Raw genomic sequence first — 25,996 nt, forward strand, 5'->3', positions numbered from 1 at the left:
ATTGGTGGACCAGAGCTAACCCCTTGATTTTTCTAGGGAAAAGGAAGAATGCTGTACCTTTACGTACGACAGTTACCATGAGAGTTGTCCCATTGCGTACACCTCAACGCAAAGGACATAAAGGATTCAATAGGATACTGGTGGACATTCGATTGCATAGAACTCGAAGCATTGACCAGCCGTATGAATCTGATCGGCTGGATGAATCTTGGTGGAGCAGGTATTTCTTGGGAACAGGTGCAAGTACGATTTCAAAGGACCGGATATGGCCAGCAACAATAGTAGCTTCAGTGATCTTGCTGTTCGCCATTATTCCCTGGCTTGTACCTATGCAGGATGTGCTGGCGCACAACATCCTGCACCATCTGAACTTTGTTCCGCTCATGGTCGCGGGAATGTTATTCGGTTGGCGAGGCGCCTTGTATGCCACGGTCTTCGCTGTACTGATGCAGTTCCCCCATGTAGCGCACTATTGGACTATAAATCCGCAGGACGCGAGCGATCAGGTCATTGAACTTTCTATCTTCGGGGTAGCGGGAACCATTGCCGGATTTCTGGTCGACCGCGAACGCAAGCAGCGCTTCCGTCTTGAGCGAACAAAACTTGCACTGGAAGATGTACATGAAGAGCTGCGGCAGAACGTAGAGGCTATGAAAAAGGCCGAACGGTTGTATGCTGCTGGACAGCTCTCCGCCAGCCTCGCGCACGAAATCCGAAATCCGTTGGCCAGCATTTCCGGTGCAGCAGGCATCCTCAAGAGAGGCCATGCCTCGGGAGAGAACGTAACGGAATGCCTGGAGATTATCGAGAAAGAATCTCAACGTCTGAATAAGCTTCTTACAAACTTTCTCACCTTTGCCCGGCCTCGCGTCCTGAGGCTGCAGAGCACAGATTGCCGCGATGTTGTCAGCGCTGTCACTTCAATGGCAGGACACCTGACCAGTCAAGGAATTCCGGAAGTACAGACGGAATTCGATGAGAGCTTTCCTGAAATCGAATGCGACCCGGAACAGCTCAAGCAAGTATTAATCAACCTGCTAATCAACGCTATACAAGCTTCTCCGCCCAACGAAGCAGTAAAAATCCGCGGATTCCGTCAAGGCACAAACGTCGTACTTGAAATATGCGACCACGGATGCGGAATTACTCTGGAACAGCTGGAACACATCTTTGATCCGTTCTTCACGACCAAAGATACAGGCACAGGCTTGGGCCTGGCCGTAGCTTCCATGATTATCCAGCAGCATGGCGGACAATTAATTGGAAAGATCAACCCCGATAGAGGGATGACATTCCGCGTGGAATTACCGGTAGACCGGAGACAAGAACGATGAGCCCGAATTTCATACTGGTTGTAGACGACGACAGTAGCCTTCGCCGCGTCATGAAAATGCAGCTGGAAGAGGCTGGCTATTCCGTCGAAACGGCCAGTAGCGGAGACGAAGCACAACGAATTATTCGCGATCAGAGCCCGAAGCTGGTCATCACAGATTTGCGCATGCCTGGAATGAGTGGCATCGATCTACTTCGGAATGTCGCTACAGAAGGTCTGGACACAACCGTTATCGTAATCACGGCCTTCGGCAGTGTGGAAACAGCGGTCGAAGCGATGAAGATCGGAGCCTACGATTACGTTACGAAGCCTATCGATTATGAAGCTCTGGTTCTTGTCGTACATCGCGCCATGGAGCGTCAGAGCCTCCTGGAAGAAGTTCGCAATTTGCGTTCAGCTCTCGACCGCCGTTATGGATTCGAGAGTATCGTCGGCAGTTCGAAGAGCTTACTGCGCGTTCTCGACCGGGCTTCCAGAGTCGCACCTCACGACACAACGGTCCTCATCCATGGTGAGACCGGCACGGGGAAAGAGCTTCTAGCCCGGGCCATCCACCACAACAGTCGCAGAAAAGCGAAACCTTTCGTAACGATCAACTGCGGAGCCATTCCGAAAGATCTGGTAGAAGCAGAGCTCTTTGGCTTTACACGCGGCGCGTTCACCGGAGCACAAGTAGCCAAGCAAGGTAAGGTAGAGCTGGCCGATGGAGGAACACTATTTCTCGATGAAATTGGCGAACTGCCTCTTGAAACCCAGGTAAAGCTTCTCCGATTGCTTCAGCAGGGAGAGATAGAAAAAGTTGGAATGACCGGGGTCCAGACAATTGACGTCCGCGTTCTTGCCGCAACTAATCGGAATCTCCAGGCCATGATCGAAGACGGAACCTTTAGAGAGGATCTCTACTATCGTTTGGCCGTTGTACCTTTGGAACTTCCTCCTCTACGCGAGAGGAAAGAGGATATTCCCGAACTCGCACAACATCTATTTCGCAAACTGAAGGAGCGGCATGAACTGGATCATCTGCGCATGCCTGCAAGTCTCACCTCTCTTTTCAGCGCCTATCGTTGGCCGGGAAACATTCGTGAATTGGAAAATGTGATCGAACGGATGGTTGTTCTCTCCCGCGGAGACGAGGTTTCCGAGCTCGATCTTCCGGAGGAAATCAGCCGGGTTTCTCTACCCCGTCAGGACTCCTTCCAACTGCCTCTGCCGGAAGAAGGTATCAGCCTCGAAGGTGTTGAAAGAGAGCTACTGTTGCGAGCCCTGGAAAAGTTCAGCTGGAATCAGACACAGGCCGCACGGTATCTGGACATCAGCCGAAGAACATTGATCTATCGAATGGATAAGCACGGGATTCGACGCGAGTCGGATCAAGAATAGCTACGCGCTTTATCCTTTGCTGGCTGCAATCGATAGCTTCCCCACCCTTCCAACCTGATGCTAGACGGTGGGGTGGGGTAAGGAAGACTGCTATAAAGACTCATAAAGAAAAGTCAGCTCTCGTAAAGCAATGTATCCCGGTTCAGCGGAATTAGGAAAAATCTTGAGATCTCCCGGTTGGATGCAACTGCCGCGCTATATCCGGTGCAAGGCAGAAAGGAGCGTACGATCCACCCGGAATCTTTCTCCTGAGTAGAGCCATCGCAGGCAAGCAGCATCACCGTATCGGACGTAACATCAAAGCTCTGCAGATCTTGACTAAGGCCTTTCCCCGTTCCCTTGATAAAGGCTTCTTTTCTTGTCCAACAGCGAAAGAACATAGATCGGCAATCAGAGTCAGCCAATCCCTCAAACAGCGCTCTTTCTTTCCGGGCGAAGAATCGGTCGGCAATGGCCATACTATCCCTCATCCCATCCACAGCCTCCACATCGACACCAATCTCAGCTCCATAGGTAACGCCACAGAGAAACATATCCTTCGAATGAGAGAGATTGAAACGCAGATCAGGATACAGAGGCAGATACGGCTTTCCTTTTTCGCCACGTGCAATCTGGAATGCCAAAGGAGACGTACCGGTATATTTCGCCAGAATACGGCGCAGAAGAGCCTTACCAATCAAGGCCCGGTCGCGAAGATCTTCGAAACGAAACTTCTGAGCTTCAAGCCGCTCTTCTTCCGGAACGCTGTCGAGAGATATCTCTTCCGGATTCCATTGACTCATTGAACCAATCCATAGATCGATCCGTTGGCCGAGATTCGAGTTCTGCATGCACAATTCCTGGCAGGAACTATCTTGGTCCTTTTCTATCATTGAGGCTCAAATAAAGACAGCTGCCGTTGCGGCTTGCGTATGGCAGTTTTGCGTGGGGGATCCATTACTGTTCTGCCATCCAACGATGGAGACATCTCCCGTTCCCGCGCAATTGCTTCCGAGAAGTTAGCCTCTGGACGATTGCGGCTCTCGATCGTTCGGACAAAGCGATCCAGCCTGCGGAATCCTTCCAGTTTTTCGGTATTTCCTAGCTTCGCAGCATCGAGAGAGCGGCGCAGAACAGCTATCGACTCGTCGTAGGTCTTCAACGGCACAGGAAAGGGATGTCCATCCTTCCCACCCAAGGCAAAAGAGAAACGTGCAGGATCAGAAAAGCGGGTTGGCGTTCCATGAACCACCTCGGCAATCAGCGCAAGCGATTGAAGTGTTCGCGGTCCAAGCTTTTCCATCAAGAGCAGTGAAGCAAAATCGTGAAAGTCCCGTTCGTAGGCTGTCGCCAAGACCGCTCCCAATCGCTTCAGATCTACATTCTGACTTCTCACCTCGTGATGACGAGGCATTTGCAGCAATCTTGCTTCCTGCAAAGCGCGATCCGGTCCGTCATGCACGATGTCGAGTATGGAACTTTGTGATTGCTGGGCCCGGGAGTCCACCAGATTCATGATGACTCCCTGATGACGTCCAACAATTGCTGTGTGGGGTTCGCAGGTAAAATCCCGCACTGCCGTGGAATGCCAGTGATAGCGGCGAGCCATCCGGCTCTGCTCATCCATTCCCTGCTGTACGACAACCCATTCGCCAGTCCGGCTGACAACGAAACTGTGAAGATACAGCTGGAATCCATCGTCGATGGCGTTATTGTCCACCCGAGCCGTCAGACGGCTGCTGCGAACAAGTTCCTCGCCAGCCAATCCTTCACGCTCGGCATAAGCTTGTAGCTCCTGAGGTGTCTTGCGGGAGTGCTTTCCCCGGCCGCCACAAAAGCAGATCCCCAACTCCTCCGCCTTGGGATTCAAACCACGCTTTAAAGCTCCCAATACGGAGGTTGTAATTCCCGAGGAATGCCAGTCCATTCCCATAACACAGCCAAGTGCCTGAAACCAGAAAGGATCGCTCAGTCTAGAGAGGAATTCGGAAGCCCCGTACTGATACAGGATGCTTTCTACGATTCCACTGCCCAGGGATGTCATGCGCTCCGCCAACCAGGCGGGAACCCGGCCACCATGCAGCGGCAGTTCAGCAACCCCAGACCGTTTCATCTCCCCACTATTTTAATGGAGAGATTGAAATTTCCAGATTCTGCTCGAATATTGGCGTTGAAAGCTCAGAGCATTTCCCGCAAAGGTATAAACCGGCGCAACAAAGGTCGATGCAGCTTTTCCACCAAGGAAAGCTGCACCTCACTGTGCACGGCAAGTGTATATCTACGCGAACCGGCAGCTATCGGCTCAACCGAACAGCAAATTGAACGACGCGGGGATCGGTAACTGTATTGGTGATGGTTCCAAAGGAAGTAGAACCGAAACTCCCATTTGGCTGGCCAAAAGCCGGAGTATTCGTAACATTAAACATCTCTGCACGGAACTCAACATCTCCGTGCTCCCAGACCGGGGTATGCTTCACCAATGCGAAGTCGCCATCACGATAAGCTGGTCCCCGCAAAGGATTTCGAGAAGCCGACCCCAGTGCGTATCGAGGAGCCGTGACAAACGCATCTTCATATCGAGAAGAGTACGATGAACAGGCTTTATTCGTACTGATATAGACCCAACAGGTTGGAGTCCCAACGATCTCCGGCTTTCCAACCACATTCGGACGTTGCAGTACAAACCCTGCAAAAGCATTGTTGTTCGTAGCCTGAGTAACAGTCACGGGCATCCCCGACTGCAGAGTCATAATCCCATTCAACGCCCACCCACTTAAGATGGCACGTGGTACGCCGTGCGACCCCAGACTATGCCCACGTCCAACCGGGAGCTGATAGGTAGCACTGATGACTGTTACATTCGGAGTGTCTCCTGTTGACGAATCCCGCTCCAGACGCGGATTGAAGGTATCCGCTGCAATCAGGCTGCTCGAATTGGGAGAAGAAAGCACCGTCGAGGAGAATACAGAGGAAGCGTCGTCGATAAGCTTCGAGTGGGTATAACTCACCAGGAAACTGAGTCCATGCGAAAGCCTCTGTTCAATCTTCAGTTCCGCTGCATGATAATTCGTCTGGCCGGTATTGTTTCGATAAGCAGCTACATTCAGGAAACGAGGATAGGGCTTGATGGACTGTGCATAGGAGATGGTCTTTCCCCCGATAGAAGAAGAAGTGGGAATCTGACCGTAGTAGGGATTATTCACCTGGCTTATCAACTTATCGCCTTGTGCCAGATCCTCTACCGATAGCTGATTCATATTTCGATCTGGAATACCTACCCGAACAATACGTGAGCCTACATAAGCAATTTCAATCGAGAGATTGCGCGTAAGCTCCCTCTGGATGGCCAGATTCCATTGCTGCACATAACCTGATCCAAGTTTGCGATCCACGGTATAGACGCTCTGCCCTAACCCGGCATCGGCGGTCAGAGGAATCGCCGAAACACTCGGACCATTCGAGAGGGCAAAAGCTGCATTCACGCTATCCAACGTCTTCTGCGAAGTGTTCTGAATAAATGGAAATTGCGGAATAGTAAAAGGTGTTGTAATTCCGGATTGATCGATAAAGACAATTCCACCGCCCGCCCTCACTACGGTATTCCGCATCGGCTGATAGGTGAGGCCTATTCTTGGGGCAACATTGCTCCAATGTAGCTCGCGCGCACTATGCGAAAAACCATCCTTCCCCAGATACTGGAGCTGCTGGGTCGCAAGGTTGAAGACCGCTCCCTGATTGTTCAATTCTGTGGAAGGCAAATGCAAGGTCCAACGTGCTCCCAAATTGAGAGTCAGATTGCTGCGAAATTTCCAGTCGTCCTGCAAGAAATATTCCTCAATATGATCTCGCGGACGAATGATGCTCTGCTGAAGATCAATCTGGAAGTTATCCACCTGCCCGAGCAAAAAGCTCGCAATCGCGTGTCCGCTGTTCGTTACTCCCTGTTGATTCGTTCCAGTAGTAGTAAAAGCAAAGGCTCCAGTCGGATTTGGAGGTTGAACCGCGTTGAGCTGATACCAGCGAAAATCAAGTCCAGCCTTTAGCACATGGGACTTAATCGTATGAGAGAAGGTGTCAACCATCTGCCAGACTCCCGTTTGATAACGGGAGAAGGTGCTGGCAGAAGAACCTATCTGCTGAATTCCGGTAATCGTAAAGAGCGGCAGAGCATTGTTAAAAGCAGCATTCGTAGGAATGCCCGGAATTCCCAGAGCGGCAGAAGCGGTACCGTTCAGCTGCGTACCGGTAATCGTGTTGCCTCTGCGGGTGTAGCCCAATCGAAAATCGTTGAGTGTATAGGGATTGAAGGTGTGGGTCTCATTCACTACGATCTGTTGCCCCAGCACGTTCGACAGACCAGCGACGTTATTTGTACCAAGTACCGATCCCGTTATCGCTCCACTTCCATCTGGAAAGGGTGTTGCCGGTTGATCGACATCGTGGAAATAGGAGTACCGAACAAAAGCCTGATCGGCCTTCCCGTAGGTACCATCGACACGAAGATCGAATTGATTTTGATGATCGTCGTCGTTGGCTACCCTTACGTAGTTATTCGTCGTAGCCGAGGTATCCGTCGGTTGTGGATAACGGCTCAGCAGAGCAGCTGCCTTTGAATCGAAAGGAATATTAATAATGTCGTTGGGAAATTCCTTTCGAACATACTTTCCGTTGGTGTAGACCGTTGAGGTTGGATCGTAGATGTGAGTACCGGTAAAGATTCCCTTCCGCTGATTGAGTGTCGGAATCGTCGATGTCCTGGGGACTCCAATACTCTGCTTCTGCCCCTGGTAGTCTCCAAAGAAGAAGAGCCTGTCGCGCAGAATCGGAAGTCCCAGAGTCCCTCCATATTGATGGCGTTGATAATCCGACTTTCGCGAGGGAGCACGCACAAAGTAGTTACGAGCATTCAATTCCTGATTGCGAAAGAACTCATACAGACTTCCATGAATAGCATTGCTTCCCGAGCGGGTACTCAAATTGACGACGCCACCGTTAAACCTGCCGAACTCGGCGGGCACATTGTTGCTCTGGATGGTGAATTCCTGAATGTCGTCAACGATGGGGAAGAATGCCACCTGCCCAGGTTCCGGCTGCAGGGCAGAGATTCCGTCAAAGAGATATTCATTCGTCCGGGGTCTACCCCCATTGATACGAGGGAGTTGCGTTCCTGGAGGAAGAGACACTCCGGGCGCCATCGTCGCAAGCTGAATAAAGTTCCGACCATTGAGCGGCATTGCAGGAATAGCATCCCGCGGAATCACAGTCTGAATATCGCTTGATTGGGACTGGAGCAGCGGAGCATCTCCTGCAACAACTACGCTCTCCGTAGCAGAACCTATGCGCAGAACCAGATTGGCCTCGACACGAGACCCGGTGAGCACAGTAATGCCTTCTCGAATCAGATGCTGAAAACCAGGTGCGGCAACATCCAGGTTATAGACTCCCGGAACCAGGCGGGTGAAGGTATAGTCTCCCGTACCTGTCGTAATCGTGGTTCTCTTTATATTAGTTGCTTTATCAGTTACAGTTACCCGGGCTCCGGATATAGCAGCATCTCTGCCGTCGATCACTCGGCCGGTCAAATCGCCTCCAACCTGACCAAGCACACCGGTTGTAAAAAACAGAATCAGCAAACCGAATATTGAGATCCTCTGCATCATGCGCATATCCGCCCCCAGAAAACTGCTCAATAAAAATGCGAGGTCATTTCTCTGTATCGAAAGTTGGCAGACCACGGTTGGAGGGAGTTGCCCAGACAGCTCAGGTCCCGATGTAGATCCGGAACCGATATTGGCATGGCTATTTCGGCAAAGAATAGCCACACCTCACGGTTCTCTAGATCGACAGTGTTAAGACCAGGAAGACGCTAGACAAATATCTGCCCATCTCGCTCTGCTTCCGCCAGGAAAAGCCTCGCGGGCGATCTTTAGCTCGCCCCATGAAACTTATAGAGGACAATGTCTCATAAAAAAGACAAATAATCAAAAAGATATTCAGCGGATAGGCGCGATCTTGGAGCAAGTTAAGCGAAGTACTCGGGAACGGAGATCTGCATAGCCATTCCGGCAAGAATGGCGGCACCACCCGAATGTGGAAATCGTGTGCAGACAATGCCGGTGAAGACCCGAGTTGCAGATCTACAGGACTTAGGAATTTGGAATGGAATTTTTAAAAATTTGGAGGCGCGGGTGGGAATCGAACCCACGCATAAAGGTTTTGCAGACCTCTCCCTTACCGCTTGGGTACCGCGCCGGATAGGAAAAAACGTGGCGCTCAAAGAATCCCAGCCCAGTAACTACAACACAGGAAAAACTCTTACCTGGGCTGTTGCTTCTCTGACTGGAGCGGGAGACGGGACTTGAACCCGCGACCCTCGCCTTGGCAAGGCGATGCTCTACCACTGAGCTACTCCCGCAATTGAGTACTTACGAAGTATAACCAACAGAACGACGTATGGTCAATTTGCTGCGCGTTAAAGGCTGTGACTTCCGATAACGCCCGTTCCAGACTCGACTAAAGTGATCTCTCCATCGCGCATGTGGATGATGCGATCGGCAATAGCAGCCGCTTCAGGATTGTGCGTAATCATCAGAACCGTTTGGTTCAGCTCCTGGTTGGATCGGCGCAGCATGCTCAGAACGACATCGGAATTCTTGGTATCCAGATTTCCTGTCGGTTCGTCTGCCAAAATAATCGCCGGGTGCGTAATGAGAGCGCGGGCCAGAGCTACGCGCTGCTGCTCACCACCGGACATCTCTGACGGCCGATGATCCAGCCGGCCTTTAATCGACAATATGTCGAGAAGATGATCCAGATAGGGGCGATCCAGGGGTTCCTTGCGGCCACTGATTTCGTAGGCGATTTCAATGTTGTCTTCTGCCGAAAGCGTCGGCAGGAGATTGAAACGCTGGAAAACAAAACCGATTTTGGATTTGCGCATTTCAGTGCGCTGCGCGTCGTTGAGCGAGGCAAAATCTATCCCGTCGATAACGACCGATCCCGAGGTGGCTTGCGTCAGCCCTCCCAGGAGGTAAAAGAGCGTCGACTTGCCGCTGCCCGAAGGCCCAACGATACTGACAAATTCGCCACGTTCAATGGTGAAGGAAATACCGCGCAGAGCAGGAACTTCCAGCTTGCCTGTGCGATAAACCTTAGTAAGGTTCTCAGCTTGAATAATATGCGGTGTCAACGGCACGGTTTTATTGTAAATGCCCGACGAAGGTTCCACCGTTTGTCGGATGAAGACTATTTTCCAGAGGGTTGGCAAGTCTGAGCAGATCACCATCCCTCTTCTTCAAAAAAACTCCGAAAACGCTGGAACCGTCGTGGTTCTAGAGCATTTTTCGCATATGTATAGACTTGCTGACGACAGCGAAGAGCGGCTTTCTTTAGCGGAAAGCCGCATAAGCTGTTGTGTCTTGGTCTACTTCTTTGCGAAAAATGCTCCAGCAAGAAATGAGCAGATCAGGTTTAGGAAGCTACCGCTACAGACTCACCAACCTCGAGTCCGGTCTTTGCCGGATCGGGAACTGGGAAGGTGATACGGGCTGAGCCCTTCTTGGGCCCACGCTTGCGAGCGATCATGACCCGGATACGCTCCAGCATCTCCATCGGAGAGCAGCCACCCTTCGGCAGAAAGGCATCGGCGAAATTCGCGCGATCAAAAGCCTTTACGCTGCTGCTATAGAGAATCATGGGAACTTCGCTCGAAATCTCTTTGAGACGACGCACTAGTTCATTTCCGTCCATCTGCGGCATTATGAGGTCGCTAAGGACTAGATCGATCTGTTCCCGAGTGAAGATTTCCATTGCCTCTTCACCGCTCTGTGTAGCACGGACGCGATAACCGCGAGTCTCCAACAGAAACTTCCGTACGGAAAGGGATTGTTCGTTATCGTCAACGCACAGGATCGTCTTCTTCGGCCGCATTTCTTGCTATGAACTCCGTTTCTCTGGTAGCGGCCCGTTGAGACACACTTCGAGTGTGCACCGTCCGGACCTGGTTGCGGTGTGCCGCAGTAGCCGATTTAGAAAAACAGGGCCCCGTCCGCGCGAGAGGCTTTTTCAAAAAAACAAAAAGCGAGTGACCGTCTCGTAGCGCGGTGCCGCCCTACCTGGAAATCGAACTCAGGCTGCGGAGAGCAAGAACGCCAGTAAATGAATGCTGTGCGCTAGGGACTTTGGCCGCCGGCAGGTGGATAAACAAACACACGCACGCAAAATCCCGCAGGACTTCTGCTGGCCAAGGGCTCAAGAACGGCAGGGCACACGACTCCCAGTGTTCTTGCTCTGATTCAGTTGTCTTTTACAAAAGGCGAAAGCTGCGTCCGGAATCATTCCCTGAACGCTTGCCAAGAGTACGAAGGCCGCTATGCTGTGTAAACGGGGAATAAAAAGCGAAAAGAGGAAGAAATTTTTCTTTACGTTCCACTGTTGTTGGCCAATCTCTACACTGTCGCGGGTTTCAGCCCACTTCGGGTTGTTGAAAGAATGTGAATCGCGCAAGGAAAAGAGGGTACTTTGCAACGGGAAAGGTGCTGTTGATTTTCGTCATTTTTTGCCTTCCGACGAATTCTCTATTTCGCGCTCATCTCCGCGTCATTCTTGATGAAACGTGATTTCCAGACCTTCCACAGAAGCCCACAAGCTTCCACAGGAAGATATTTATTTCCGCAGCGGATTTTGTCTCAACCACGGTTGAGGAAATTCTTCTCGGCCGCATTGACACGGAAGAGGAAACACCTTACCCTCTGAAGATCTGATGTCCATGAAACCGACCACTCAAAACGCGATCAGCTGTTGTTGTCCCAGCGTACGAGTGTGTTCTCTGGACTAACTCCCTTCGACAACACACAAAGGTCTTACTCTCAACAGCAATATGTCTGACGAGAGATATAGCCTTTTACTCTTCGGAAAGCTAAGTCTCCGCGCTTTCGGGGGAAGTTCTCTCAGGGACGTTTCTTTCAGGATGAGCACCGGTGGCGAAGTGGCTAACGCGCTGGTCTGCAAAACCAGTATTCGCCGGTTCAATCCCGGCCCGGTGCTCCAAATCAAAGCACTTCTGTAACTTCGTACAAACGACTTAGGCACTCTGCACTATTACGTGTGCAGTATCCCGATCCGGTACTCACTCCTACGCTGTTTCATTGCGACTTCTGCCAAACACCGTCAGCCTCAAATTAGAGACATATTTTGATCAATGTGTTCTATATCACTTATTAGGACATATTGAAGCCTTCATAGTTGTCAGGATCTTGAAGAGCGTGTTCATCCTGCACCATGCTCTGGGCCTGAGGAGACCAAATGAACTTCTTTCGAAACCTGCCTATTTCACGCAAGCTGGCAGTTGCTTTCGGTGCAGTAATCTTCATCTGCGTTGGTATTGGCGGAGGAGTCGCTTTACTAGGATTAATCCTTCTGAATAACTCGACCGTGGAACTTGATTCGAAATGGCTTCCAGGTGTGGTCAATCTGGCGAATATCCGCCATCAGTACGAGATCATACACAGAGCAGAGCTTAACTATATTCTTTGCCCGGATGATGCTTGCAGGACCGGCAATGAACAAGCACGCACCCAGGCACGGGAGAAAATGCCTGAAGCTATCTCAAGAATTGAGTCGCTGCTGGTTTCTTCCCAGGAACGAAATCTCATCTCGGCATTTCGCGGCAATCAGGAAACCTCCCTTGCCGTTGGAGAAAAAGCTCTGGCCATTGCCCGCGAAGGACGTGCGGCAGAAGCAAACGAGCTCATGCGGAGTCAGAAAGAGCCTCTCTTCCGCCAGGCAGAACAGAACCTGGATGAACTAACAGCGTTGACAACGCATGGAGAAGAGGATGCCACCTCCAGGGCAGCTCTTATCTACAATGGCGTTCGCATCGCCGCGACCCTGGCCGGAATTCTGGGAGCAATTCTCAGTATCTTTGCTATCCGCTGGCTCACCCGGCAAATCGCCGGACCTTTGGTGAATGCTGCGGAGTTACTGAAGAGAGTTGCGGACAAAGACCTCACGGCTGCACTCGAAGCCAATTCGAACGATGAGATCGGGCAGATGGCGCAGGCGCTCAATATCACGGTGGAATCCATCCGAGAGATGGTTTTGGAGATCCAGAACAGCTCAGGACAGATGGCGGCGGCAACGGAACAAATTGCAGCGGCAGCAACAGAGACTTCCAGCAGTGCACGGCAACAGACAAATCAGGTCCAACATGTAGCGGCATCCGCACAACAACTATCCGACTCGATTGCTGAAATCTCCAAAAACTGTGAAGAAGCATCTACAGCCAGCCAGGAATCTACCTCTTCCGCAATCAATGGCGGTGCCACCATGCGTGATGCCGTCGAGGGCATGCAGAAGATCGCGAGTACAAATCATGCTGTCGTCGAACGAATGGAGTTCCTCAGCAAGCGTTCTGCTGAAATCGGCAAGGTTGTGGAAGTTATCCGAGATATCGCCGAACAAACAAACCTGCTCGCACTGAACGCTGCTATCGAATCGGCTCGCGCCGGGGAACACGGTCGAGGCTTTGCAGTGGTTGCCAGCGAGGTGCGCAGGCTTGCGGAACGCACGCAGGGGGCAACGGCAGAGATCACTGACATGGTGGGCTCGATCCAATCGGATATTGAGTTGGCCTTGACCGCAACGGAAACCGGACGAACAGAAGTAGATCTTGGGCTGCAACGAACATCGAGCGCGCAGGCCACATTGGATACGATTATCTCTGTCACAAAGCGTTCCGATGCCATGGTCTCCGTTATTGCCTCGGCAGCAACGGAGCAAGCGAGCGTCAGTACGGAAATCAGCGAGAGCATCAATCTCATCTCTCACATGATTGAGAAAACTTCCTCTTCAGCAGACGAATCTTCAAACGCGTGTCAATCGCTAAGGCAACTCGCCGCAAACCTGGATGCAATCGTGAAGCAATTCCGTCTGGACAACCAAAGCAGAAAGAGAATGGGAAGCGCACAGCTACAGCTAGCAAATGCTTATCACGCTTCAGGCGTACATCAGTAGCTTTGCGTAGTTCGGCTGGCGCCCTAAAGGGAAACGCCAGCCGAGAGATCTTGCTAAATAGATCGTGCCAGTCAAAAGCAGATCCAGTCGAATCTATACCATTTTCATAAATACTGTGTCGGGACGAACGAACGTTATGAGTGGCTTTTTTTGACGGAAAAGCCACGCCGAGATTCTTTCTCGCGGATACACCTTTTGTGAAAAGGGTATAGCCTGCACTCTTCTACAGATTGATAAAGATGTACGAGACTTTTGGGAGAGGGAGGAGGGAATCTAACTAGCGGCTCTATCCGTATACTTTCTCAGCCGGGTATAGCTCAGGAGCTCGCGCATCCTGCTTGCTTCACGCCTTTGCGCATCGACTAGTTTTCGCTGACGACGGCGATGATCTTCACTCAGGAGGGCAGGAATTGCCTTTTCGTCACGATCGGCATCTTCTTCCAGGCGAAGGATACGGGCCTGAATCGAGAGATGAAACCGGGGACTAATCTCATAGGGTTCGCGACGGACAGCCATTTGAGAAAATTCCTCCTGACGACTAAAGGTTTTCTGAAAACCGCCGATAAGTAGCTAGTAGTTCTTTGCCTACCGCGAACAGTTTAAAACCAAACCCACCTGTGTAAAAACTTTGATGCCGAAAGCAATCTCTCGGTTGGCACCGAAATGGTCAAAAGCCTCCAATTTAGAACAACTTGCGCTCCAGTAAGCCACTCAAAGGCTATCTGCTTTCCTTCGGGTTGTCGACGGAATTCGCGCTAGAGCATTTCCCTCACGGGCTAGATTGGCTAAAGGCAGCGGGGAGCGGCTTTCTTCTGCTGAAAGCCTTCTAAGCCTCTGAGACTAGGTCTACATCTTCGGGAAATGCTCTAGCAGCTGGAAAACTCGGGACATGTAGTAGAGGAACTACTCTTCGGGAAGAACGGCGTAATACCCTTTGCGGGATTGCACCTTAAGCCCATCTCCCTTGCATTGGATGTCCACGTGATGATATTTCCCGTCGGCTTCTCCTACTGGAGTATAGCTGGCAACATATTGAGTGCGAAGCTCCGCTTCAATCTGGGCAAAGGCAGCTTCCAGCTTCTTCCCATTATTCCCAACGTCGATAACGCGCCCGCCAGTTTCCTCAGCCATTTTCTTCATGGCTGAATCACCTGAATAGCCAAAACCACCGTAGATTCCTCGATCCGCAATCATGATCACGTAAACGATAGTATTGGCTTTCTGGGCAGCTTCAATCGCCTGCGGTAGCTTGGTCTTGCTGCCCTGATCCTGACCGTCTGTCAATATAATCAATGCTTTACGTCCGGTTTCGCGAGGGAGCTTCTCTCTGGAAGCCAGATAAACGGCATCGTAGAGCAAGGTTCCCTTGGGGTCGCCATGGATCGGAACAGGCCCTTGTCCGGCGCCCGGAATACCGGCCCCGCCATTTCCCCCGGCGGTATTAATCTCGGCCTTATCCAGCGCCTGCTTGAGTTGCCGTGCGCTACCCGTGTAATCGGAGAGCAAATTGACATCTACGTCGAAGGAGATCAGGAAGGCTTCATCCTTGGAACGGAGGATACGATCTAGGAATTCGCCCCCTGCCTGCTGCTCCAAGGGCAGGACATATTGCTGACTTCCGCTCGTATCTAACAGAATCCCAAGGGTTAAAGGCTGATTCGTCTCTGCCGTAAAGTTTTTTACCTTCTGCGGCTCTTTTTCGTCAAAGATATTGCAGTCGTTCTGAGTCAGATATGGAATCAGAGCGCCGCGCTTGTCTTTTACCGTGAAGTACAGGCTGACGAGACGAGCAGTAACCTTTAGCGTGGTCATCGGCTTCTCATCTTGTGCCTCAGTATCTGCCTGAGCTGGAGCTTTGCTTTGAGGAGGAGCATCCGGAGAAGGTGCTAGCTGAGCTGCCAAAGGCAGCGGGGCCAGGAGTGCTCCGAGAAGTACCGAAACTAGATGAGCGCGCATGCGTTTTAGACGATAGCTATTCGTCAAAAGTCAGCATACGCTGAATGATGTAGGAGGAGGAACAAACCCGCAGGAATCATAAATCTGTCCCAAATCTGATAGTCTGTGGCTTCATCCTCCGAGCTGGATTGCTTCCTGGAATGGCCGGGAAGGGTCTGGTGAAGCATCTATGTAAGAACGGCGTGCGGCAAGCCGAAAGATGCCGCCCAGTGGGGGTTTTCGTTGATTCGTGGTGCTTTGGTATTAACGTTGGCTGCTGTAACCGCAGCCATAGCACAGCAACAGAGTGTCCCTGACGCTCCCGTTCCGCAAACAAGCGGAACCTTCTCGGAGATCAAGGACCAGATCGCGCCTGGAAAAGGGGCGCCCGCTACTCCCGCGCAACAGGAAGAGAGTAAGCCGAAGGCTGCAGCTCAGGAAGAGGCCCCTCAAGGCCCTCCGCCGGATATGCTGAAAGCATCGGAGCTCCCGGATTACATCCTTAAGGTCGGTGTCACTTTCATTGACGTACCTGTCACGGTAAAAGACCAGAAGGGCAAGCTTGTTCCAGGACTGGACTATCGCGACTTCCGTATTTATGAAAACGGGCAGCCGCAGCACATTCAGGTGTTCTCGTCCGATCCGCTTCCACTTTCGATTGCCTTCGTCATCGATCAAAGCGTGACCCGAGACGTCATGCAGCGGGTCAATGAGTCTCTGAGCGCTATTTCCGGCTCGCTGGCTCCTTATGACGAGGCCGCGATCATTACCTACAACAATGGGCCCAAGACCGTTACCGACTTCACTGGAGCTCAGAGCGCCAGACTGCCTGCCGCTCTGGAGTCCTCCAAGAGATCGGGTCGCGATATGGGTACTCCGGTCAACTCCGGGCCTCTAGCTGCCGGTCCGACGATTAACGGACGCATTGCAGATCCCAACCTGGCGCCCCAACGCGGAAACGCCAGTGGCTTCCTGTTGGTTCCGAAGGAAGTTCACACCTTGAACGACGCTGTCTTTGCCGCGGCAAAGATGCTGTCAACCCGTCCTATTGGCCGTCACAGAGTCATCTACGTCATCAGCGATGGCAAGGAACAGGGTAGCAAGATCAGCCAGAAGGAAGTCATCCGTTACCTGCAGACCTATCACATCACTGTTTATGCAACGATGGTCGGCGATGCAGCCATCTGGGGCGAAGGAAAGGCGGAACGCTATCACATCCCCTGGCAGGCCAGCAATATTCTTCCGAAGTACGTCAATGCAACCGGCGGAAGCTGGAATGCCGAAGGTTCGGTAAATGCCATCGAATCAAGCTATGCACGCATTGCTGGCGAAGCTCGCACACGCTACACACTGGGATATTACACGCATGAATCGGTTTACGACGGCAAGTACCGCACCATCGATGTACGCGTCCTAAGACCGAATCTGAGTGTCATCGCTCGTAGCGGATACTTTCCGTCGGCACAGGACACCAATACGACGGCACCTCCCAGGTAGGACGGCTGCCGGTTTCACCTCACCTTCTCTACAGCCGGTCGACAACGACCGGCTGTAAGTGTCTTGAACTTCCTCTGTGTACAGGGAGATTGGAAAGCAAGTGGCTTTTGGTATGCTCAGCAGCACAAATCTAGGCCTTAGTGCGGCAGTCAGCTGGGGTGCTGCTGATTTTGCGGGGGGACTGGCTACACGACGGGCCACCCCGTTTCTGGTCACAGCGATTGCCCATGGATTGAGCTGGGTGGCTCTTGTTGCGCTCATCCTGCTACTGCATATACCGGCTCCATCTCCCCATCACCTTCTGATGGGACTCTGTGCCGGAGTTGCGGGCGGCATAGGATTGGTGACGTTTTATCACGCACTCACCCTGGGACCAATGGGCCTAACAGCCGCCGTCACGGGCTTGCTGACTGCGATTGTTCCTGTTCTGTTCTCATTCGTTGGCGAAGGACTGCCAAAGCCGCTACAGCTGGCCGGTTTTGCCGTGGCTATCCCTTCTATCTGGCTGATCGCAAATCCGCATAGCGAGTCGACAAACAGCAAGGCACTCTGGTTTGGCTCGGCAGGAGGCACATGCTTCGGCATTTTGCTGATCTTCCTGAAAATAGCTGGCGAAGGTGGCGTCCTGTGGGCTATGGCGGCCTCAAGGACAGCAAGTACCAGCATCGCAATCGGACTGCTCCTGGTTAGCAGGAAACATGTCTTCGAGGGCAAGGGATTTGGCTGGCTCGCAATCCTGACGGGCTTGTTGGATACGGGAGGAAATCTCCTCTACTCGCTTGCTACCCGGGTAGGGAGAATGGATATCGCGGCAGTACTCTCATCGCTTTATCCGGCGATCACGATCCTGTTGGCGATTGCCATTCTGAAAGAAAAAACTACACGAGCCCAGATAGCAGGAATGGTGCTGGCTCTTATAGCCGTTGTCATGATTTCGTTATGAAGCACGCCAACCATGAAGAGAGCTTGATCCAAAAACAAGGAATGAGTGAAAGACAGAACTGCTAAATTGGAAGCAATCCGGGCCAAGCCAAAAACTTCGGAGAACACGATTGAGTACGTGCCCAAACCTAAGTCCATATCCCAGAGGACACTAACTTAGATAAGTCCCACCGCCCGACATTAGTTCTAATATCAATCCGATCAAGTGCGGGCAGCCACTACACAAAGATGCTATACTCCATCAGCCGTAGATTTCCGCTAACAATCAGAAATCTGATACGGAGAATCATTATGCTTCAGAAGTAGATGGTTCCCTTGTGCCCCGCCAGATGAGTCTCACGAGAGATGTAAGCTATCCAGTTAGAAATCTGAAGAACTAAGGAATCAGGTACAGGACAACTCGTCTGTCCCATTTGCTTTATGAACGATCCTGACTGCCGTCTTTAATCAATTTATCTCTTGTCTTCGGTATAGCTCGGAACAACTACAGACATATGGTGACTTTACCGAGAAAGGCTCCTTCAACGCAGGAGGTCACACTCTCATGAACATGTGTGAACAATTCTGCTCAAGATATCAAGGGAGATAGCCTATGAGTTCTCTTTCACGTTCTCAGCTGTTAACTCTTTTATCATTAGTTATTCGCCAAACAAAAATACGGTTCATAACAAGCATTATTCTCTGGGCGATACTGTGCACAATTGGAGTAAAGCATGTTCTTGCCGCAAAAACCTCGACTACCACAGTTCTGGATATTGTTTCCAGTTCAGTGCGTTTAGGGAAACCTGTCACTCTGACAACAACGGTATTTGCCGGCGGCATTCCCGTGACCCCAGGCCAAGTAATCTTCTGTAATGCCTCGGCAATTTTCTGTAAAGATGAAAATATTCTGGCTACAGCGCAGTTAAGGAATAACGGTCAGGCTTCAGCAAAGCTTTTGCTTGGTCTTGGCACCTATAGCGTCTATGCAACCTTCCGAGGAACAAATTCATATGCAGGAAGCTCTTCCCCAGCGCAGACTGTGGAGGTTACCGGACTCCTTCCTAGTGTGACGACGGTTTCCAAAGAGGGCACGGCCGGCCTCTACACCTTGAGTGCAATTGTCCGCATACAAGGAAGAGCCCGACCGTCGGGCACCTTATCCTTTCTGGATGTACTAAACAATAATCGCGTCTTGAAAACTCCGACCTTCAGAGGCGAGGCTGGGTATTCTCTGAGCCTGCCGGAGACTTACCTTGCCAATGAAGGGACCAATTCGGTAGCAATAGGAGACTTCAATTTCGATGGAGTGCCTGATCTTGCTACCGCAAACTATACAGCTGGCACCCTCAGTGTATTGTTGGGAGATTCTGTGCAGCCAAGGAGGTTTTTGCCTGCACAAAATTATCCCGCTGGCGGAAATCCAAACTTTATCGTTGCAGGTGATTTCAATGCCGACGGCCTGAAAGATTTAGCTGTTCTAAACGAAAGCGAGGATGTCTTAAGAGTATTCCTGATTGATTCTGCACATCCCGGAAAGCTTTTGCCGCCCACAATTTATCCAGTGGAACACACGCCTTCTGCCGCCGTAGTTGAGGATTTCAACGGAGACGGTATTTTGGATTTAGCTGTATCGAACTCCGCATTCGCTAACAACAAAGGGAGCAGCATAAGTCTCTTATTTGGAGACCCAATGCATCCCGGCCAGTTTCTTCCTCAATCTACATTGACTGCGAGATCTCCTCAATTTATTGCCGCAGGTGATTTCGACGGAGACGGATCACCAGATTTAGCCGTAGCAAATTTGACGGACTTGGCAATTTATCTCGCTGACCCTACACATCCTGGTCATTTTCTCGCTGAACAGACTTACCCCACATCACACCCCACCACCACATTGACAGTTGGAGATCTCAACAAAGATGGGCTACCTGATGTGGCGGTCGTTCTTCATGATCGCGGTTATCCCGGGTGGGCAGCGATTAACATTTATTTGTCGAATCTGAGTTATCCCGGTCAATTCCTCTCCCCTTCGCAGATCCCCACTGTTCAGTATGCCTATTCCATCACTTCTGGAGATATCAATTTAGATGGAACTCCAGACTTGGTTCTCGGAGGCTTTGGAGAGAATGAAGGGGCGGTCTTCTATGGCGACACTAGCCATCCAGGGCATTTTCCGGGAGCTAATATATATCTATTTGGAGGCGGGTCCAAACAAGTTCTTGTTGCGAATCTCGACGGAGACAATTTCCCTGACGTCATTGTGGCAAACGGCAACCAAAACGTCAGCGTAATTTATGGCACCCATCTTGCAACTTTCATTATCAGTCCCGATGTCTGGGTCGGACAGGGAGCGCATTATGTAGCTGCCCGTTATTCGGGAGATAGCACCTATTACGGAAGTGATTCTTGTGCCATCCGTTTGGACCAATACAATCCAGCGCCTTCGGTGATCAATAATGTACAGGTTTCGAGGATCACCGCAACCTCGGCAGTTGTGGACTGGGCCAGCAATATCCCCGCCACTGGAGTTGTAGAGTTCGGCACATCGCCAGCACTCGGGCTAGAAACATCTTGGAACAACCCGCTATCAACGGGACGCTCCTCTATTTTGAATAGCCTGATTCCAAACACCACATACAGTTACCGGGTAAGATCGGTGACCTTCTTTAGTAATTGCACACATTGGACAACTTACTCACCCATAGCATCATTCACCACGGCACATTAGAGTACAGAGGGGAACGTGAGGTGAGGTTTTGCTTCCACAGGGCTTGGCCGAAAGCCACGACAATCTCGCTGAAGACGTAAGCATCGGCCATGGAAATGCTTCAGCGTATTTCTCTTGTAAACGCTGAGCAGTAGAGCAAAGAGTAAGCCTCTTTTCTTAGAGAAAGAGGCTTACCGCTACAAAGGAATCCCATAAATGGAAAGATAGGTCGGAGAGATCGGAGATAACTAGAGCAAAACCAGCGTTACTATGTCCTATCCAAATTCCGCGATGTGCAGGTTTTCTCGACGGAAAACCTGCGTAGGGAGTTGTGGCTCGGGATACACCTACGCTGGTTTTGCTCTAAATCAATTCGGTCGAGCACTCGCCAGCTGATTCCTTCCAGGCCATGCCAGGTCACGACTTCTCTTGCCCTTCAATTCGACTTTCGGGCCGGGCAGTAGCTAGAGAACAATCTTCGTGGGGTCAAAGGTGGGCTTGGGATATTTCATCTTCAGACCACCCAAGACCTCGACCAGGATCCTGGAAATAGCAACATTGCGATACCATTTGCGATCTGCCGGAATCACAAACCAGGGAGCAAACTTCCGGCTTGTTCGGCTGATGGCATCCTCATACACACGTTGATACTGGTCCCAGTACTTACGCTCGGCAAAATCCGCTTCGCTTACTTTCCAGTGCTTGCTGGCATCGGCCAGACGTGATTCCAAGCGGCGAGTTTGCTCTTCCTGGCTAATGTGGAGAAAGAACTTGAGAATCGTCACATTGTTCGCAGCCAACGATTCCTCGAAGGCAACGATCTGCTCCATGCGGGAATGAGCTTCCTTATTGGAGATCTGCCCGTGGACACGCGTTACCAAAACGTCTTCGTAATGCGAACGATTGAAGATCCCGATCATCCCCATGCGCGGCACAGCGCCGTGAACTCGCCATAGAAAATCATGTTCTTTCTCAATGGGAGTGGGCACTTTGAACGAAGTGACGTTACAGGCCTGAGGATTAACACCGGTAAAGATGTGGCGGATCGTGCCATCTTTTCCGGCTGTATCCATACCCTGCAAAACAACCAGTACGGATCGCTTCCCCTCTGCGGTTAGCAACTCTTGAAGTTCCGACAGTTTTTTGCGGTGCCGTTCAAGATCGGCATTGGCTTCGTTGTTATTGGAATAGGATCCGGTATCGTCTGTAGCGATAGAAGCAAGACGTACCTTCGTGTGCGGCGCGATACGATAGAGGCTTTTGATCTTCATGACAGACAAAGAGCGCCGCCCTTCTGGCGGCGCTCTGCACATCTAAAACAGGATTAAGAGCGACGAAACTTGTGTCCCAAGAACTACTTGGGCTCTATCGGGTTGGCATTCGCACCCGTGTTGGTCTTTGCAGCAGTCTCCTGCTTTTCGGCATCGGGATTGCCCTTGATGCCTTCTTTGAAACCACGAAGCCCTTCCCCTAAGCCTTTTCCAAGTTCAGGCAGCTTCCGGGGTCCAAAAACTAACAGTGCAATCACTGCAATGATCAACAGATGTGTTGGCTGAAAAAGATCACCAAGCATTTCAATACCTCCCGGTCTCGCTTCTGGACTCCCTACGGAGAACCGGAGTTTCGTTTCTCTATTTTCGCACAGCCGGCGAGTCCCAATAGAAAGATTTAAAGAAACTACTGTATATTTGGCCGCCAGAGGCGGAATTTGCAGCTCAGTTTACCTTGGCTGGGTCGCCAAGACGGGAAATGACCATTTTGTAGAAGGTGACCATATCCTCCTGCTTCCCCATGGTCAGCCGCCGATAGACCTTCATCAGAGGAAATAGCCGGGAACCACGGACATCCAGGCTCGGAACTGCCGTAATACCACCGGGATAAACCGTCATGGTCCATTCCCCGGCATAGCGACGGCGCAAAAACTCCCCGAAATAGCCACCCCAGATGCGAACCTGCTCCTCTTCGTCGGCAGAATCTACCTTCTCCGCAACCTGGGAAAGGATCTCTTCCAGGATCTCTATCGAACTTTCAGAGTAGTCGAGACGCTGAAGATATTCTTTTTCAGCAAGATCCCCCGCCTGTTTGGCATACGCGGCCATCATTGCGGCCAAGTCTTCGTAAACAATTCCGTCCTTTTTATCGCGCTCTGGCATCTTTGACAGAGTATCCGTTCTCCCGAATCTCTGAAAAGAGATGGCAGGAAATGGAACTGTATATGGCACACTAAAAGGAATTTTTTATGAAAGGAAGCACGTTCCCCATGCGAAATCTTCGCCATGCAGTGCTTATCTTTGGATTTCTCCTGGCACCGATCTTCGTCGCCATGGCAGAAAGCCAACAGGTCTACCCCGACAACGCGGACGCCAAAGCCGATGTCCATAATGCCCTGGTACAGGCAAAGAAAGAGCACAAACGCGTCATTCTGGACTTCGGAGGGAACTGGTGTCCAGACTGTAAAGTGCTCGACATCTACTTCCATGATCCGGCCAATGCACCGATCCTGAATGCAAATTACATTCTGGTGCACATCAATATCGGTCGCTATGACAGGAATCTGGATCTGGCGGAAAGGTACCAAGTACCTCTAAAGAAAGGGGTTCCGGCACTCGCCGTACTCGATTCCAATGGCAAGCTGCTTTACAGCCAACGGACTGGAGAGTTTGAAGCCATGAGGAACATGGCCTCAAACTCCGTGACGAGTTTCCTGGTCAAGTGGAAGTCATCTGAGCCTTGCAGCGTTGTTGTCGCACGCTGCTAAGGAAGAATCTCCAGGGCAGCTCCTTCCGTCGCGAGGGAGTTGCCTCCCACCCAAAGCTTGTACTTGGTTGATTCAACAGTACGAATCATCTCGGCGTTATAGAAAGCTAGCTCATCAAATCCCACCGAGAACTCAATGTGTTTTTGTTCGCCGGGCTGCAGCGTGACCCGTTCGAAACCCTTCAATTCGCGGACAGGCTGTTCCACACTTGCTACGGTGTTCCGCAGATATAGCTGAACGACCTCCGTCCCCGGAGTACTGCCGATGTTCTTCACATCCACACCGACACGTACCAGTGGCTGGTTTTTCGTGGCCAGCACCTCTTTCAGGGGAATCTGAGGCTTGTTTACAGTAACCGCGGAATAGGCAAATTGCGTATAGGAAAGCCCCCATCCAAAGGGATAGAGAGGCGAGTTCAGTTCATCGATGTAGCGGGATTGATACCGTTCCCCCGCCCCCTTCGGAGGAACCGACAACTCGGCTCTTGCAGGACGTCCTGTCGGCAGCTGCGCAAGATAGAGAGGCTCCTGACCGACACTCCTCGGCAGGCTGACGGGGAGCTTACCGGAAGGACTGGTTTCTCCGGTCAGAATGTTCGCTATCGCAGACCCGGCTTCCATGCCTGGATACCAGGCTTCCACGATGGAAGGAACATGCTCTGCAGCCCAGGGAATAGCCAGAGGGTGGCCGTTAAAGAGAACCAGTACTACAGGCTTACCGGCTGCGACTACCGCTTCCATCAGCTGCTGCTGATTTCCTGGAAGGTCCAAGTGCGCACGCGAGGCCGCCTCGCCCGTCATATCGGGACCGGATTCGCCCAAAGCAAGGATGACCAGATCCGCTTTTTTCGCCGCCGCAACCGCTTCGGCAAAACCCCCGTCGGAGTTGCTGAGGATCTCAGTACCCTTGGCGTAAAGCAGTTCCGAGTTCTTCCACTTCTCGGCCAAGGCAGTCCGAAGTGTAACGGTATCTGTTGCCTTGCCCTCTGCGAACCAGGAACCTAGCATGTCTACTGCCGAATCCGCCAATGGACCAATTAGCGCCACACTCTTGGGTGCCTTTCGGATCGGCAATATCTTCCCGATGCCCTCTTGAGCATCGTTCTTCAGCAGGACCAGGGTCTCTTCAGCGATGTGGCGTGTCTGCTCCCGCTTTTCTGCAGTAGCCTGGTATGCGGGCTGCTCGGGCGCATAAGGATGTTCAAATAATCCAAGCGCAAACTTGACGCGTAAGATTCGGCGCACCGCTTCGTCGATGACAGACTCGGACAATTGTCCCGAACGAACTATCGAAGTCAATCGAGCCGTATAGATACCGCCCTCCATGTCCATATCCACGCCCGCCGTAAGAGCCTTTGTAGCCGCCTCTACGCCATCGGAAGCAATGGCATGATTCATGAGCTCACGGACGGCTCCCCAGTCGCTTACAACGAATCCCTGGAAGCCCCATTCACGCCTCAGGATCTGAGTCTGAATGAACTTATTGGCCGTGGAGGGAACTCCGTTGATGGAGTTGAAAGAACTCATCAAAGTGGCAGCACCGGCATCGACAGCTGCACGATAGGGAGGAAGGTAAGTCTGCCGCAAGGAATTCTCGGAGAGATCGACTGCGTTGTAATCGCGCCCGGCAATCGGAGCGCCGTAAGCGGCAAAATGCTTGACGCATGCAGCCACCGAATCGGGCTTTGACAGGTCGCCTTGCTGATAGCCCTTAATCCACGCACGGGCGATGGCATTTCCCAGATAGGGATCTTCGCCCGCACTTTCTACGATCCGCCCCCAACGGCCATCGCGAGCAATATCCACCATGGGAGAGAACACCCACTGAATGCCATCGGCGCGGGCCTCACGTGCAGAGGTACGAGCAACAGTCTCCACCGCGGAGGGATCGAAGCTGGCGGCTAGCGCCAGCGGAACCGGGAAGGTTGTGCGATGCCCGTGAATCACGTCGTAGCCGAAGATCAGGGGGATGTGCAGACGCGATTTTTCCATCGCTATCCGCTGATAGCGATTTGTCTTTTCCGCGCCGACAACGTTTAGCAAAGAACCGATCTGTCCGCGGGCGATTAATTCTTCATAAGTCTCTTTGGAAGCTTCAGGCCCGGTGGCGTCCCCCGCCGAATACTGCACCAGTTGTCCTACTTTTTCTTCCAAGGTCATCTTGGCCAGCAACGCCTCTACACGAACATTCAAGGAGCGTTCCGAGAGCTGACTATTCGGAGCAGGAACTGGCGCCACTGAGACTACGGCTGCTTTTTTGGCTGCCTTGGTCGACCGCAAAAGATGAAGTGTTTGCCCAAACGAAGGTCCCACAAGAACGGTTAAGATGCAGCCGATCCCTGTAGACAAACGAAAAAAACGCGCAAGGGTAGAGTCGATTTTCATGCCGGGGTGAGAATATCAAGGGTCGGGGCTGGACGCCATCAGGCATCCTTCTTGCGTCTTGGCCAGAAGCGTATCTTCGATTAGTC

Annotated in this window: 18 protein-coding genes and 3 tRNA genes; 8 read left to right on the top strand and 13 right to left on the bottom strand. The window is 51.7% G+C overall.

Annotated features, from left to right (window positions below; all coding sequences use genetic code 11):
• The first annotated feature begins 227 nt into the window (after positions 1-227).
• Positions 228-1,334, top strand: a complete 1,107-nt coding sequence (locus AC6I7T_RS14160) for a two-component system sensor histidine kinase NtrB (RefSeq protein ID WP_497794129.1) — start codon at positions 228-230, stop codon at positions 1,332-1,334.
• A complete protein-coding gene (locus AC6I7T_RS14165; protein ID WP_497794130.1) occupies positions 1,331-2,713 on the top strand; it encodes a sigma-54-dependent transcriptional regulator in 1,383 nt (460 codons plus the stop codon). The genes AC6I7T_RS14160 and AC6I7T_RS14165 overlap by 4 nt, the downstream gene beginning before the upstream one ends.
• A 113-nt stretch (positions 2,714-2,826) precedes the next feature.
• Here the strand turns inward: AC6I7T_RS14165 and AC6I7T_RS14170 are convergent, their stop codons facing one another.
• The 7 genes from AC6I7T_RS14170 to AC6I7T_RS14200 form a co-directional block, all read right to left on the bottom strand.
• Positions 2,827-3,543, bottom strand: coding sequence for a 4'-phosphopantetheinyl transferase family protein (locus tag AC6I7T_RS14170; RefSeq protein ID WP_497794131.1), 717 nt, complete (start codon positions 3,541-3,543; stop codon positions 2,827-2,829).
• Positions 3,544-3,581: 38 nt separating this feature from the next.
• Complete coding sequence (locus AC6I7T_RS14175) at positions 3,582-4,805, bottom strand: DUF763 domain-containing protein (protein ID WP_497794132.1); 1,224 nt, start codon at positions 4,803-4,805, stop codon at positions 3,582-3,584.
• Between the two features lie 181 nt (positions 4,806-4,986).
• Positions 4,987-8,352 carry a TonB-dependent receptor gene (locus tag AC6I7T_RS14180; RefSeq protein ID WP_497794133.1) on the bottom strand — a complete coding sequence of 1,122 codons (3,366 nt, stop codon included), beginning with the start codon at positions 8,350-8,352 and terminating at the stop codon, positions 4,987-4,989.
• Between the two features lie 517 nt (positions 8,353-8,869).
• A tRNA-Cys gene (locus AC6I7T_RS14185) sits at positions 8,870-8,944 on the bottom strand.
• Positions 8,945-9,032: 88 nt separating this feature from the next.
• Positions 9,033-9,107 (bottom strand) — tRNA-Gly (locus AC6I7T_RS14190).
• A gap of 57 nt (positions 9,108-9,164) precedes the next feature.
• The gene (locus AC6I7T_RS14195) at positions 9,165-9,977 is read right to left on the bottom strand and encodes an ABC transporter ATP-binding protein (protein ID WP_497794134.1); all 813 of its coding nucleotides are present in this window, start codon (positions 9,975-9,977) and stop codon (positions 9,165-9,167) included.
• A 185-nt stretch (positions 9,978-10,162) separates the two neighbouring features.
• Positions 10,163-10,621 carry a response regulator gene (locus tag AC6I7T_RS14200; protein WP_497794135.1) on the bottom strand — a complete coding sequence of 153 codons (459 nt, stop codon included), beginning with the start codon at positions 10,619-10,621 and terminating at the stop codon, positions 10,163-10,165.
• Between the two features lie 1,043 nt (positions 10,622-11,664).
• Between AC6I7T_RS14200 and AC6I7T_RS14205 the strand changes: the two genes are divergently transcribed.
• Positions 11,665-11,740: transfer RNA gene (locus AC6I7T_RS14205), tRNA-Cys, on the top strand.
• A 255-nt stretch (positions 11,741-11,995) separates the two neighbouring features.
• Entirely contained in the window at positions 11,996-13,705 is a 1,710-nt protein-coding gene (locus tag AC6I7T_RS14210; RefSeq protein ID WP_497794136.1) for a HAMP domain-containing methyl-accepting chemotaxis protein, read from the top strand.
• 273 nt (positions 13,706-13,978) lie between these two features.
• Here the strand turns inward: AC6I7T_RS14210 and AC6I7T_RS14215 are convergent, their stop codons facing one another.
• Positions 13,979-14,221 carry a hypothetical protein gene (locus AC6I7T_RS14215; RefSeq protein WP_497794137.1) on the bottom strand — a complete coding sequence of 81 codons (243 nt, stop codon included), beginning with the start codon at positions 14,219-14,221 and terminating at the stop codon, positions 13,979-13,981.
• Between the two features lie 387 nt (positions 14,222-14,608).
• Positions 14,609-15,661 carry a VWA domain-containing protein gene (locus AC6I7T_RS14220; RefSeq protein ID WP_497794138.1) on the bottom strand — a complete coding sequence of 351 codons (1,053 nt, stop codon included), beginning with the start codon at positions 15,659-15,661 and terminating at the stop codon, positions 14,609-14,611.
• Between the two features lie 222 nt (positions 15,662-15,883).
• Here AC6I7T_RS14220 and AC6I7T_RS14225 point away from each other — a divergent pair, with 222 nt between their 5' ends.
• From AC6I7T_RS14225 to AC6I7T_RS14235, 3 genes are all read left to right on the top strand, one after another.
• Positions 15,884-17,137, top strand: coding sequence for a VWA domain-containing protein (locus tag AC6I7T_RS14225; RefSeq protein ID WP_497794139.1), 1,254 nt, complete (start codon positions 15,884-15,886; stop codon positions 17,135-17,137).
• 100 nt (positions 17,138-17,237) lie between these two features.
• Positions 17,238-18,080 (top strand): EamA family transporter, encoded by an 843-nt coding sequence (locus tag AC6I7T_RS14230; protein WP_497794140.1) that lies wholly within the window; start codon positions 17,238-17,240, stop codon positions 18,078-18,080.
• A 591-nt stretch (positions 18,081-18,671) separates the two neighbouring features.
• Positions 18,672-20,789: an FG-GAP-like repeat-containing protein gene (locus tag AC6I7T_RS14235; RefSeq protein WP_497794141.1), complete on the top strand. Its 2,118-nt coding sequence runs from the start codon at positions 18,672-18,674 to the stop codon at positions 20,787-20,789.
• Between the two features lie 443 nt (positions 20,790-21,232).
• Here AC6I7T_RS14235 and AC6I7T_RS14240 read toward each other — a convergent pair whose 3' ends face one another.
• From AC6I7T_RS14240 to AC6I7T_RS14250, 3 genes are all read right to left on the bottom strand, one after another.
• Entirely contained in the window at positions 21,233-22,039 is an 807-nt protein-coding gene (locus AC6I7T_RS14240; RefSeq protein ID WP_497794142.1) for a polyphosphate kinase 2 family protein, read from the bottom strand.
• Positions 22,040-22,122: 83 nt separating this feature from the next.
• The gene (locus AC6I7T_RS14245; protein WP_497794143.1) at positions 22,123-22,341 is read right to left on the bottom strand and encodes a twin-arginine translocase TatA/TatE family subunit; all 219 of its coding nucleotides are present in this window, start codon (positions 22,339-22,341) and stop codon (positions 22,123-22,125) included.
• 142 nt (positions 22,342-22,483) lie between these two features.
• Positions 22,484-22,921, bottom strand: a complete 438-nt coding sequence (locus AC6I7T_RS14250; protein ID WP_497794144.1) for a hypothetical protein — start codon at positions 22,919-22,921, stop codon at positions 22,484-22,486.
• A gap of 107 nt (positions 22,922-23,028) precedes the next feature.
• Between AC6I7T_RS14250 and AC6I7T_RS14255 the strand changes: the two genes are divergently transcribed.
• A complete protein-coding gene (locus AC6I7T_RS14255; protein WP_497794145.1) occupies positions 23,029-23,526 on the top strand; it encodes a thioredoxin family protein in 498 nt (165 codons plus the stop codon).
• Here AC6I7T_RS14255 and AC6I7T_RS14260 read toward each other — a convergent pair.
• Positions 23,523-25,910, bottom strand: a complete 2,388-nt coding sequence (locus AC6I7T_RS14260; RefSeq protein ID WP_497794146.1) for a glycoside hydrolase family 3 N-terminal domain-containing protein — start codon at positions 25,908-25,910, stop codon at positions 23,523-23,525. The genes AC6I7T_RS14255 and AC6I7T_RS14260 overlap by 4 nt on opposite strands.
• Positions 25,911-25,996: the final 86 nt, after the last annotated feature.

Source organism: Humiphilus diazotrophicus (assembly GCF_059726315.1).